Here is a 12,593-nt window from a genome sequence, read left to right as displayed (position 1 = left end):
GGAAGTCCGAAATGCGCTTTACCAAGACTGCCCTCGCCCTTTACGGCGCGACATTCCTTTCGATCGCCAGCCTGTCTGCACCGGCATTTTCCCAGACGGATTCGGTAACGATCGCGCTTCGCGTTTCGGTCAATACGCTTGATCCGCATATGAGCGCGTCCGTCGGCTCCGATCTCAGCGTCATCAGCCATATCTATCCCGCGCTTGTCCTGCGCGGACCGGACCTGAAGCTGAAGGGCGACGTGGCCAAGAGCTGGAAGATGGTCGACGCCAATACCTGGCGGTTCGAGCTGGTGGAGGGCGCGCATTTCGCAGATGGCGAGAAGATCGATGCAGCTGCGGTGAAATGGAATATCGACCGCGTTCTCGACAAGAGTGTCGGCGCCCGTATTGCCGGCTGGTTCAGCCTCGTGTCCAGCGCCAACGTCATCAACCCGACCACGCTCGAAGTGAAGACGTCGTCCGCCTACCCGGCATTTGCCGACCAGTTGTCGATGTTCTTCCTTCTGCCGCCGGAATGGGCGAAGACCCACAAGCCAGCGACAGAGACCATGTCCGGCGGCCCCTACATGATCAAGGAAAACGTGCCGGGCGATCACATTACCCTGGTTCAAAACCCCGATTACTGGGGCCAGAAGCCGGCATTCAAGACTGTCAATTTCCGCATCATCCCGGAATCAGCAGCCCGTACCGCAGCACTTGAAGCCGGCGAAGTAGACCTCATCACTGGCGTGCCAACGACCGAAATCAAGGCGATCAACGCGGATGGCCGTGCCAAGGCCGATGCCATTCCCTCGATCCGCACCATGCTCGGCAAATTCAATTTCGAGAAAAAGCCGTTCGACAACCTGAAATTCCGCCAGGCGATCAACTATGCCGTCGACAAGGATGGCATTGTCGCCTCGATCTTCGACGGCAAGGCTACGGTTTCCGATTGCCAGCTGCTGACCCCCGCCTATTTCGGCTATAATCCCGACCTGAAGGCCTATCCTTACGATCCCGACAAGGCGGTCAAGTTGCTGAAGGAATCCGGTGTCGATCTCAAGCAGCAGATCGAAATCGAAATTCCGACAGCGAGCTATCTGCAGGGCGAGGAAGTCACGCAGGTGATTGCATCGCAGTTGCAGGAAGTTGGCCTCAACGTGAAGATCACCGAGATCGATTTCGGCGCCTTCATGAACAAGCAGCTGAAGGAACGCAACCTGGCGCAGATCGCCGTCCAGGGTCTTGCCTGGCCGACCATCGACGCCGACGGCATGCTGACGATGTTTGCTCCGGGCAATGTCTACGACTACTGGCATAATGACGAATTCGGCAAGCTGCTCGACAAGGGCCGTGCGTCGACCGATCCGGAAGAGCGCAAGAAGATTTATGCCGAAGCCACCAAGCTGCAATGCGACCAAGCAGGTGCGCTGTTCCTCTACGCTCAGCCCTCAACCTACGGCATTTCCAAGCACATCACCTGGCAGGCACGCGGTGACGACTGGGTTCGCGCCGTCGACATGAAACCTGCAGACTAAATTCGGTGGCACGGCCTCATAATATCGAGGGGATCGTCGGCGTCACGGCTGGCGTTCCTCCACCCTTCATAGAGATGGTTGCACGGGGCGCATTCAAAATGAGCGGAATGCGCCTGCTGCGCAGTTGAGAAGAGTTGTCCTGATCGGCGATAACCGAACGAACGATTCATATCAGTTCCGCTATCGGCAACCCACGGAATTCCATCATGACGCAGACGACCTCATCGCCGGAACGGCCAGGCCTTGACGCTCTTGAAGAGCGACTTCGCCAAGATCTCGAATTTCTGGAACTTCCCGCCAAGCCGTGGGTGCCTGAACATACGCGGGATGGCATGCCCATTCGCGATGTGGTGGTGATCGGTGCCGGCATGTGCGGGCTGGCGGCAACCGCCAAACTTATCCTGACGGGCATCACCAATATCGTGACCTACGATGCGGCACCCGAAGGACTTGAAGGGCCGTGGGTAACCTTTGCCCGTATGCAGACCCTTCGCTCTCCGAAAGGCCTGACCGGCCCGGCGCTCGGCCTGCCACAGCTGACATTCCGGGCCTGGTTCACGGCGCAATACGGGGCGGATGCCTGGGAAACGCTGGACAAGATCCCCAAGGACCAGTGGATGGACTACCTGATCTGGTATCGCAAGGTGCTGGCGCTGCCGGTCAGGAACAATGTTCGCATGACTGCTGTCGCCTCGGCCGGGGACCTGATCGCAATAGATCTGAAAGGGGCGGAAACAGGGCGGGTTCTTACGCGCCGGCTGGTTCTCGCAACTGGCCGTTCTGGTCTAGGAGGGGGCGATATTCCAGACTTTTTGCGAGGCATCGATCGCAAGTATTGGGCCCATTCCGCAGATGAGGTCGATTTCCATGCACTCAAGGGAAAGCATGTCGCCGTGATCGGTGCCGGTTCGTCTTCGATGGATAATGCGGCGACCGCGCTGGAGTACGGTGCAGGGAATGTCGATCTCCTGATCCGGCGCAAGGAGATGCCGCGCATCAACAAGATGACCGGCGTCAGCAGTCAGGGCGTCGTCCTCGGCATGCATCACCTGCCAGATGCGTGGAAATGGAAATTCGCTGATTATGGTGCTGCCACGCAGGTCCCGCCGCCTCGATCGTCGACACTACGTGTTTCACAACATCCGAATGCACGGTTCTTGCTCGATTGCGGAATTGTTGCCGTTCATGAGGAATCGCAAGGCTTGATCGTCGAGACAACCCAGGGCGCGATGCATTACGACTTCATCATCGCCGGAACGGGCTTTTCCAACAATTTTGACGGACGCCCGGAGTTCGAAGCGCTGGCGCCTCACATTCGCACCTGGAAAGATGGCCGATATCACCCGGACATGGGGCCAGCGCGGGGAAACCTATTGGAGGCGCCGGACCTTGGGCCAGCCTTCGAATTCCTGGAGCGCGTTCCCGGATCGTGCCCAATGCTCAGCCATATCCATTGCTTCAACGATGCGGCCATGCTGACCCATGGCAAGGTTTCCGGAGATATCCCGGCGGTCAGCACCGGTGCAGACCGTCTCGTGCGCGGCATCACAGCATCGCTATTTGCCGAGGATGTCGAAGCCCATTTCGCAAAGCTCGTCGCATTCAACACGCCTGAACTCCAGGGTGACGAGTGGACAGATTCCACACCTTTGCTGCATAGGGAGACGGCGCCGTGACCGATACCATAGACAACATGGACAGGCTCGCCGGCCTTTCCCCGGACGATGCTGTCTTCAAGGCCCGGCGTTTCCGGCCGGAATTCGTAGACGGCGCGGAAATGTGCCGCGTCTCGGTGCTGGAGCCGCAGAATGACCAGGGCCTTGCGGTCGATCTCAGGCTGGCACTGGCAATTCGCATGGCACGGCTGAACGCCGATGAAGCCCTTACGGCCGACTACCAGTCCCAATTTCAAAGCCTCGACGCGGCACCGGATATTACAGCATTGGCAGGAGGAGCCACAGATCTGGCCGAGCCGCTCGCCACGATTGCCCGACATGTCGATCTGGTCACGCTCGAGCCCATCAAGGCCGAGGCGAGCGATATCACCAGGCTCAAGGCAGCGGGCCTCAGCAATCCGCAGATCGTCGCGCTCTCCGAACTGATCGCCTTCGTCAATTTCCAGACGCGCGTGGCGGCGGGTCTCAGGCTGATGAGGTCGGCATGATTTCCTCAGTCCGCCTCAAGCCATTGACCTGGCACCCCCATATCGAGCCGGTCGAGCTTTCCGAAGCCACGCCGGAACAGCTCGAAGCAATGAAGGTGACGCCGTCCGCCAAGAAAGTTTCCGAATATGTGCGCACGCTGGCGCATGATCCGGAAAGCTATGTGGCTCGCACAGTGCTTTTCAATGCAATCATGTATGTCGAAGGCGGCCTCGACCGACCGGCCCGTGAACTCGGTGCCCTGGGCGCATCGATGGTCAATGGCTGCAAATATTGCGCAGTCGTCCATGCGCGCCGCCATGCAGAACTGACCAAGAGCGACGCGGTGGTCACCGCTCTCTATCTCGACCGGCCGGAAACGCTCGATGAAAGGGATAAGGCGATCTACAATTTCGCCCACCGACTGTCGGTTACGCCGTCAAAGGCAACGCAAGAGGATATTGTGGCGCTCAGGGCGGTCGGTCTGAGCGACGAGGAAATCATCGATCTCATTCATGCCGTATCGATATTCGGCTGGGCAAACCGGCTGATGCATGTTCTGGGACACGCCGACAGCGGGAAATAGCGGGGCGGATTACCTGTACGATGAGTTGAGCTACCCGCTCACCGCCCGCAAAGGAAACCGTGCGCGCGTCAGAGGCTTCGGCGAACAAATGGCTTCGCCGGGCCGTAAGTGGCATCACTCCGCCGCCATGTCGTCCATCGCAACGCCGAACAGATCATGCGCCTGTTCGGCGGTGTACCGTCCGAATCGGACGTCCTCGGCCACTGCGGCCCGATCACGCGCCTTCGGATCGCCGTAGCCACCGCCACCCGGTGTTCCGACCCTCACCCGATCGCCCGGCAGAAGCGGGATATCCTGCGCCTTGGACAGATGCTCCGGTACGAGCGTCTCACCGCCCTTGAAGACGGTCACGGAATTCGGCATGCCGTCTTTGCCGCCGAGCGCACCGGGCGGACCAAAGCGGCCGTGATCCATGACGAAACTTGCTGTCGCATGGCCGCGCAGAAGCTCGACCTCGTAATCGAGCCCGAAACCACCACGATGCCGACCGGCACCGCCCGAGCCCTCCCGCAACGCATAACGGTGATAGAGAACCGGGAACTGCTGTTCCATAATCTCCACCGGCGGCGCCTTGGAAATGCCGATCGTTGAGCAGCCGTTCGACAGCCCGTCATTGTCGATATTACCGCCGTAGCCGCCACCGGAAATCTGATACATGACAAAGCCGCGATTGCGGTCGGGGTCGAAACCGCCGAGCGCAAAATTGCCGGACGTCCCGGCCGGCGCCGCCGTGACTCGATCCGGCAAAGCCTCGACCAATGCCCGGAACACCGCCTCGGCAATGCGCTGGGACACTTCGGCGGCACAACCGGACACCGGCCGCGGATATTGCGCATCGAGGAACGTGCCTTCCGGCCTGATCACCGTCAGCGGCTCGAAAGCACCGGCCGAGATAGGCACATCGGGGAATATATGGCGCATGGCGAGATAGACCGACGACATGGTTGTCGCCAGAACCGAATTCATCGGCCCCATGCAGGGTTTCGAAGAGCCTGAAAAATCGAATTCCAGCGCACCGTCCTGTGCCGTGATCGCCAGCCGGATTTCGAGCGGCTCATCGATGACCCCGTCGCTGTCGACATAGGCGACCGAGTTGTAGACGCCGTCCGGGATCAGCCTTGCATAGGCGCGCATCTGATCAGCCGCCCTGACCCTAAGTTCGGCGATTGCCTCACACACCGTAACGTCGCCATACCGGTCGAGAATCCGTGCAAGCCGCTGTTCGCCGACCAGTAGAGCCGCAGCCTGGGCCTTCACATCTCCGATACGCTGTTCGGAAACACGGATATTGGAGCAGATGATCGAATAGATTTCCTGATCAAGCACGCCCTGCTTGAAAAGCCGGACCGGCGGGAGCCGCAATCCTTCCTGCTCGACTGCCGTCGCCGAGGCAGAAAATCCGCCTGGAACGGCGCCACCGGTATCCGGCCAGTGGCCGGTATTGGACAACCAGCAGAAAATTACGCCCTCGCGATAGACCGGCATGGCGAAGCGCACATCCATCAGGTGCGTGCCGCCGAGATAAGGATCATTGACGATGTAGATGTCGCCAGCCTTTGGCTCGGCAACCTTGCCCGCCTTGATCATCTCGATCAGCGTGCGGGTGGAATATTGCATCGTACCGACAAAGACCGGCAGGCCGGCCGCCCCTTGAGCGATCAGCGAACCGTCCTCGGCCGAATAGATACCGTCCGAGCGGTCATTGGCTTCGGCGATGACCGGTGAGAAGGCCGCACGCGAAAAGGTCAGGTCCATCTCGTCACAGACCTGCTGCAGGCCCGACTGGATGACCGAAAGGGTAATCGGATCGATCGTCATTCTGCGGCTCCCGAACGTTCAGCGGCTCCAAGCGTGATGATGATGTTGCCGTCGTGGTCCTGCACACCCACATCGCCCGGCTCGATGATGATCGTCGTATCCATCTGCTCGATGATGGCGGGACCACTGACGACGGCATCGGCAGGAAGATGGTCGCGCCAATAGATTGGAGTTTCCATCCACTGACCGAACCAGACGTTACGGCTACCCGTGCGAGCTTCGGCCAGCGTGGACTTGCGCCCGGCGCCATCGATCAACAGCGACAGATCGATCTCGGCGCGGCGGCCGATGACCGACGTGTTGACGTTGACGAGGCTCGCACGGATGTCTGAAAGTTCAACCCGGAAGCGCTGGAAATAGACCTCCTCGAAACGTGCCTGCAATTCGTCGATCGTCGGCGACGGCGAGGTAAGCGGCACGCGCAACAGATGCGTCTGGCCGACGAACTGCATGTCGACCGACCAGATTTCCCGCACTTCACGGATCGCCACGGCTTCCTTGTCGATCAACCGTCGTCCCTCGGTGGACTGCTTATCGAACAGCGCATGAACCGCTGCAATATCAACGGAGTGAAGCGGCCGGTTGACCGTATTGACGAAGTCGTGGCGAAGATCGGCAACAACGCAGCCCAACGCATTGGTGATGCCCGGACGCGCCGGGGTCAGGACCCTTGGGATGCCAAGTTCGCGGGCAATTGCAGTCGAATGGAGAGGACCGGCACCGCCAAAGGCAAACAGCGCGAAATCCCGCGGGTCCTCGCCGAGGCTGACGGAGACCATGCGCACGGCATCCGCCATGCGCGTATTGGCGATACGGATGACGGCGGCGGCGGCCTCGATCGCCCCGACGCCGAGCGCCCGCCCCAGCTTCTCTTCAAATATGGCCGAGATGCTCTCCATCGTCGGGCCACCCGGCACGGAATTCAACCGTGCCGGATTGAGCCGTCCGAGTAGCATGTTGGCGTCGGAAATGGTCGGCAGCACGCCGCCTCGGCCATAACAGATCGGCCCCGGCGTCGCTCCGGCACTCTCCGGTCCGACCTGAAGCAGACCGGCCGGCGTGATACGGGCAATCGATCCGCCGCCCGCCCCGACCGTGCGCACATCGACCATCGGCACATGGATCGGCATCGCATATTCGATCTCGATCTCGTTCGACACCGCGGGCTCCGCATTGCGGATCAGGGCGACATCGGTCGAGGTGCCCCCCATATCGTAGGTGATGAGGTTCGGAATGCCGGCGCGGCGGCCGGTATAGGCCGCCGCCATGACACCGGAGGCAGGGCCGGACATCACCGTCTTGGCTGCTTCCGCGGCCACGTGCCGAGCGGACACCATGCCGCCGTTGCCGTTCATCACCAGCACATCATGCCGATAGCCGCGCCCCGCAAGTTGGTCGGCCAGTCGCTCGACATAACGGCGCAGCAGCGGCTGGACGGATGCGTTGACTGCCGCCGTCACGCCGCGCTCGAATTCCCGGCTCTCCGACAAAAGCGTGTGACCGATCGTGACATTGGCGTTCGACCAGATCTCTGCGGCAATCTCTCCAGCCCGGATCTCGTGGGCGGGATTGGCATAGGAATGCAGAAAATGAATGACCAGCGCCTCGCAGCCCTTGGCGATCAGCTCCTGCATCGCAGCACGCAAAGCGTCCTCGTCGAGCGGCGTCAGAACGTTGCCACGGGCATCCATCCGTTCTGGAACTTCCAACCGCAGATCGCGGGGAATGATCGGAACGAAATGGCCCTTCATCCCGTAGGCTTGCGGCCGCGTGCGCCGGCCAAGCTCCAGCACGTCGCGAAACCCCATCGTGGTGATCAGCCCGGTCCTGCAGAGATTGCGCTCCAGAACCGCGTTGGTCGTCGTCGTCGTGCCATGGACAATGAGGTCCAGCGCAGCCAGCTCGGCTTCGGCGGCATCGAGCGCATTCAGCACGCCGGTTGCCTGATTATCGAGCGTCGTCGGCGTCTTCGCCAACCGAACAGTGCCGTGCTCGGAATCGAACAGCACAAGATCGGTAAAGGTGCCACCGACATCGATACCCGCCACCTGCGACTGGCGGCCTGCCTTTTCAGCTAAATCCCGTTGCACGACCGTTCCCATTATTTATTAGTATACGAATGAATTTGCGTTGACGACATGAGGCTGTCAAGCGATCTGCCGACCGATCAACGCAACCCATCTTTGCCGACGACATCCTCTTTCGCCAGCCCGCCGATACGCGGATGCGGCCGACCGCTATCCGTCACGGCCACCGCTACGACAATTTCGTTCGCACGGGGTGCATCACTGACCTTCACCACCATGCCATCGAAATGCGAGCGCACGAATGCCGCGTGCCTGTGGCCGAGAGGGATATTAAAGGCCATACCCATCGGACCGCGCGCCTTGGAGGATGGAATGAGCGCCGCGCCACCGCCCAGCGCGTCACGCACCGGCTTGCCCATTGCCGGATGCAAGAGCGCGGCAGCATGTTCAAGCTCGCCATCTTCCCCCACCAGTGCCCCCTTGCCATAGCTTTCGGCCTGCGATGGCTCGATACCGAGGGCCTCAATGCATCTGGCCGTCAGGATACCGCCCAATTCCGCGCCCTGATCGATCAATTCGGAGAGATCCTTCTCGTAACGACCGGCAAACGGATTGCGGATGACGGCCATCGCTGCCGCACGCCGCGTTGGTGGCGAAACCGGTTCGCCGGCCTCCCTCAGCACTTCCTCCAGCACCACGGTGATCTTGCGGATTTCGGCGCTCACCGCAGTCCGTCCTCACCCTTGATGTCCTCGGCCTTGAGGCCCCCGACGCGTGCGTGGACGCGGGCGCCGGTGGTCATCACCAGAGCCAGGACGATTTCGCCAGCGCGCGGCGCGTCGGGAATACCGACTTCCATCGCATCGAAATGGCTGCGAACATAGGAGGCATTGATATGGGTGACCGGAACATCGAGACGCGTGCCAGGTCCGCCTACCTTCTTGGTCGAAGGTACGATCGCCTTGGCGTCCCCTAAAACTTCCCGCATCGAATATCCGCCCGGCACGTGCCAGAGCGCTCCGTGCTCAAGCTCGCCGGCCTGGCCGACAATGGCGCCCTTGCCATAGCCTTCAATGACGGCGGCACCGCCCAGCGCTTCCGCCAGGCGCTTTGCCATCGACACGCCGAGTGGCTCAAGATCCTTCATGAAACCGGCAATGTCCTCGTGATAGCTGCCGGCAAACGGATTTTCGATCACCGCCAGCATGACGCCCTTCTTCAGCGGCACATCGGCGGGCTTGCCGCCTTCATGAAAGATCTCTTCGACGGTTAGCGCATATTTGCGGACAACGGGTTCAGGCATGGGGGCAATGCTCCGCTTGTGTGTGTCATAAAGTGATTGTCAAGATTGCGCGGGCCGGAGGCAAGCCGACCCTCGCCGCCAAGAAAAAGGGCTGCGCGATGAATGAAGCCCCGAGCGATGAAGCCTTCCGCCTCGTCAAGGCCGGCCGCCAGAGCGACATCGACGTCTTCGGCGAGAAGTGGTCCACATCCAGTCACCACTAGCCGCTCCCCGAGATCGCTGTCGTCAACGACATCGACCGCACGGCATCGCGTGATCGACGGATGATCCGGCAGATCGACGGCGTTGGCGATGAGGGTCGCTGCGGCGTCTGCAGACGCGGCGTTGGCAGCAATCACGGTGACTGAATCGGCAATGCCCATAGAAAGGCTTCGTCCCCCGCGGCCGCTTGTGGCGATACCGCGGCTTTCGTCGCCATGGCTGACGAGAACGTCGCCAAGGGCGACATTATCCTCCCGCGCCATGCGGATCCGGTATTCCGCGCCGGGATCAAGATGCAGGGCGATATCACCGCCGTTGTTGACATAGATGCGCGACGGGCGGTCGCCGGCAGGAAAGACCTGAAGCATTGCAGCGAGGATCTCGTCTGCGACAGAACCCGCGACTGCAGCCATGGGCGTGATGAAATGGCTGTCGGCAAAAGGCAGGACGGCTGCAAACATCCGACGCGCTGTCACTCCATTGGGCACCTGTCCTCCGCGCATTGCCGGCTGTTTCAGCAATGGCAGTTCAGACACCAACTCTTCGAGGATCGTCGCGAACCGAGCGTGAGCGGCTTTGTAGGCCGCGCCTCGATGATCACGGGCACGCGCCGAAAGACTGTCCACCCCGATGACGAGATCGATCGGGCCGTGCTGCAGGTGCAGCCTGCCGCCAGCATCTCCATCGAGATAAAAGGCCTTTGCGCCTGTCACAGCCACCTCCCTGCTCGTCTCAGCCGTCCCAGCGAAAATTGCGAACATCGGTCGGCCATGCACCAGACGAGACGGGGCCGATCTTGCGCTCGGCCAGGGCCACAGCCTGTTCGATCGGTACGACGGCCTCCATATGCCCGCCCAGCGCCTCGTAATCCGACAGACGCATTGTGAACTCGATCGGAGCGACCAGCGCCGGTGTCGGAACATAGCCGAAGGAATTGGTCGGCATGTCCATCACATCGGCCATTACCGTAATACCGCCGCCCGGCCAGACATAGGCCTGCGCTCCGCCGCAGGACACATGGGTCAGCGCATCCTTGACCGAGCGGGTCAGCCGCACCGGATTGTTGGTGACGCCGGCCCTGAGGCTTCCCCCAGCACCGCCGATGAAAAGCACGGACGCCAGCGCCGGTTCGCAATTTTCCTCAATCACCTCCACCGACTGCTGCAACGCCGGCGGAAGTACCGTCTGCAGAACCGGCTGCAGATTGCCGTCGAGAATGTAATAGCCGTATTGCTCGCCGGTGGTGGACACCATCAGCATGCGAAGGCCGGGATAGGCGGTCTTCGCATCGAAATCGCCGAGGATGGAAAGCGGATCCGTGATGTTCGTGCCGCCCCAGCCTGTTCCGGGTTCAGCCACCTGGAAATAACGACCGGGCGTCGAGCGGCGGCCCTTGATCCTGATGCCGGTCGGCGGAATGTCGAGCAATTTGCCGGCCTGATGTTCAGAAAGCACGCCGGTAATGTGGTCGTCGACAACGACGACCTCGTCGACATGGCCGAGCCACTGGCGGGCGAACATGCCGATCGTCGCCGAACCACAGCCGACGCGCATGCGGTATTCCTGCTCGCCGTTGATGATGGGGGCCTTGCCGGCTGCGACGACCAATGTGGACCCTCCGTCGATGGTCATCTCGACGGATTCGCGATTACAGAGCCTTAAGAGGCTGTCGCATGTGACTCGCCCCTCTTTCTTGGAGCCACCGGTCAGGTGATGCACGCCACCAAGCGACAGCATCTGCGACCCGTATTCGCTGGTCATGACATGGCCGATCGGCTCGCCATCGACCCTGACGGGCGCCGATTCCGGGCCAAGGAACCGGTCGGTGTCGATCTTCACCTTGACGCCGCAATAGCTGAATATGCCCTCGGTCACGACGGTGACCATGTCGACGCCGTTTTCCCTGCGGGAGACGATGAAGGGAGCCGGCTTGTAGTCCGGATAGGTCGTTCCCGCCCCGACGGCAGTGACGAAATCGTGGCGCGACTGGACGATCTCGCCATCCCAGTCCCCTGCACCGCCGGCCGGCAGGAAGGGAACAACCTTGCCGCCCTCGGCTTCGCTCGCTTCGATGATCGTCAGCGGATCGACCCGGATCAGATCGCCGGCAACATTCGCATACCGATCGCAGGCGCCCGAGCGGCCATCGGCGATGTAGCACATCACCGGACAGGCATCGCAGCGGATCTTGCCGTTCAGCGTGCTTTCGACCTGTTGCTTGACCAAGGAAATCTCCTTCCCGAGGACCGGCGCATCAGATGGATCCATCGGATGCAGCGCGGTAGAAACGCGTTATGATCGAGATGATTTTCGTTCGTATACAAATGAGTATCGATTGACTTCCCCGCCCTGTCAAGCCGACCTTCGCTCGCTCTCATTGTCGCATGCAGCATATGCCCAGCCGTGACGGACAGCCACCGCTCATTTTCCACATCGCCTGCCAAGCCAGCGACTTCAGTCCTCCAGATTGACAATTCCAGGTGGCGGGCTAAACCCCTTTCGATGAACGAAGCCGCAGATCAGGCACGGCCGCAGCGCGATACGTCAGGAATTCGAAACGATGGATGACAAACGATCCGATACGACCGACTATGAGGTCGACCAGCAGATCGGCTTTTTCCTGCGCCAGGCGAACCAGCGGCACGTTGCCATTTTCAACTCGCTGATCGGCGACAAGCTGACCACGACACAATGGGCGGCCTTGACCAAACTCCGCCAGATCGAACCGTGTTCCCAGAACCAGCTTGGCCGGGAAACGGCCATGGATGTCGCGACCATCAAGGGCGTCGTCGACCGTATGGTCAAACGCGGCTTCATCCGCACCGCCCCTGACCCGAATGACGGCCGCCGACTTGTGCTGAAGCTCACCGAGCCCGGCCACGCCATCATCGCGGCAAACCTTTCCGCTGCCGTCACGGCAACCGAGAACACGCTCAACCCTCTGACATCGGCTGAGCGCATGATGTTCATCGAACTGCTGCGCAAGATCACCTGACA

11 protein-coding genes are annotated in these 12,593 nt (G+C 60.9%); 5 read left to right on the top strand and 6 right to left on the bottom strand.

Translation table 11 applies throughout. The features are described from left to right. Window positions 1-11 precede the first annotated feature (11 nt). The 4 genes from NCHU2750_RS23520 (at window position 12) to NCHU2750_RS23505 (ending at window position 4,247) form a co-directional block, all read left to right on the top strand. The gene (locus tag NCHU2750_RS23520) at window positions 12-1,520 is read left to right on the top strand and encodes an ABC transporter substrate-binding protein (RefSeq protein WP_119944170.1); all 1,509 of its coding nucleotides are present in this window, start codon (window positions 12-14) and stop codon (window positions 1,518-1,520) included. 206 nt (window positions 1,521-1,726) lie between these two features. Further along, the gene (locus NCHU2750_RS23515) at window positions 1,727-3,196 is read left to right on the top strand and encodes an NAD(P)-binding domain-containing protein (protein WP_119944169.1); all 1,470 of its coding nucleotides are present in this window, start codon (window positions 1,727-1,729) and stop codon (window positions 3,194-3,196) included. Between the two features lie 17 nt (window positions 3,197-3,213). Continuing rightward, window positions 3,214-3,684: a CMD domain-containing protein gene (locus NCHU2750_RS23510; protein WP_119944355.1), complete on the top strand. Its 471-nt coding sequence runs from the start codon at window positions 3,214-3,216 to the stop codon at window positions 3,682-3,684. Further along, window positions 3,681-4,247, top strand: a complete 567-nt coding sequence (locus tag NCHU2750_RS23505) for a peroxidase-related enzyme (RefSeq protein WP_119944168.1) — start codon at window positions 3,681-3,683, stop codon at window positions 4,245-4,247. Before NCHU2750_RS23510 ends, NCHU2750_RS23505 begins: the two co-directional genes overlap by 4 nt. A 114-nt stretch (window positions 4,248-4,361) precedes the next feature. Here NCHU2750_RS23505 and NCHU2750_RS23500 read toward each other — a convergent pair whose 3' ends face one another. The 6 genes from NCHU2750_RS23500 to NCHU2750_RS23475 all read right to left on the bottom strand — a co-directional run bounded on the left by NCHU2750_RS23500 (window position 4,362) and on the right by NCHU2750_RS23475 (window position 11,759). Beyond that, window positions 4,362-6,065 carry a hydantoinase B/oxoprolinase family protein gene (locus NCHU2750_RS23500; RefSeq protein ID WP_119944167.1) on the bottom strand — a complete coding sequence of 568 codons (1,704 nt, stop codon included), beginning with the start codon at window positions 6,063-6,065 and terminating at the stop codon, window positions 4,362-4,364. Then, window positions 6,062-8,167 carry a hydantoinase/oxoprolinase family protein gene (locus tag NCHU2750_RS23495; RefSeq protein WP_119944166.1) on the bottom strand — a complete coding sequence of 702 codons (2,106 nt, stop codon included), beginning with the start codon at window positions 8,165-8,167 and terminating at the stop codon, window positions 6,062-6,064. The genes NCHU2750_RS23500 and NCHU2750_RS23495 overlap by 4 nt, the downstream gene beginning before the upstream one ends. A gap of 65 nt (window positions 8,168-8,232) precedes the next feature. Further along, entirely contained in the window at window positions 8,233-8,817 is a 585-nt protein-coding gene (locus NCHU2750_RS23490) for an amino acid synthesis family protein (RefSeq protein ID WP_119944165.1), read from the bottom strand. Beyond that, a complete protein-coding gene (locus NCHU2750_RS23485) occupies window positions 8,814-9,395 on the bottom strand; it encodes an amino acid synthesis family protein (protein WP_119944164.1) in 582 nt (193 codons plus the stop codon). The genes NCHU2750_RS23490 and NCHU2750_RS23485 overlap by 4 nt, the downstream gene beginning before the upstream one ends. Beyond that, the gene (locus NCHU2750_RS23480) at window positions 9,362-10,309 is read right to left on the bottom strand and encodes a UPF0280 family protein (protein ID WP_119944163.1); all 948 of its coding nucleotides are present in this window, start codon (window positions 10,307-10,309) and stop codon (window positions 9,362-9,364) included. The genes NCHU2750_RS23485 and NCHU2750_RS23480 overlap by 34 nt, the downstream gene beginning before the upstream one ends. A gap of 19 nt (window positions 10,310-10,328) precedes the next feature. Then, the gene (locus tag NCHU2750_RS23475) at window positions 10,329-11,759 is read right to left on the bottom strand and encodes a 6-hydroxynicotinate reductase (protein WP_245480484.1); all 1,431 of its coding nucleotides are present in this window, start codon (window positions 11,757-11,759) and stop codon (window positions 10,329-10,331) included. A gap of 397 nt (window positions 11,760-12,156) precedes the next feature. On the opposite strand from NCHU2750_RS23475, the gene NCHU2750_RS23470 reads away from it, so the two are divergent. Continuing rightward, window positions 12,157-12,591: a MarR family winged helix-turn-helix transcriptional regulator gene (locus NCHU2750_RS23470; RefSeq protein ID WP_119944162.1), complete on the top strand. Its 435-nt coding sequence runs from the start codon at window positions 12,157-12,159 to the stop codon at window positions 12,589-12,591. Window positions 12,592-12,593 lie beyond the last annotated feature (2 nt).

Source organism: Neorhizobium sp. NCHU2750, assembly GCF_003597675.1.
Classification (GTDB): domain Bacteria; phylum Pseudomonadota; class Alphaproteobacteria; order Rhizobiales; family Rhizobiaceae; genus Neorhizobium.
The sequence above is the reverse complement of the archived record's forward strand: the minus strand, read 5'-3'. Positions and strand labels throughout refer to the sequence as shown.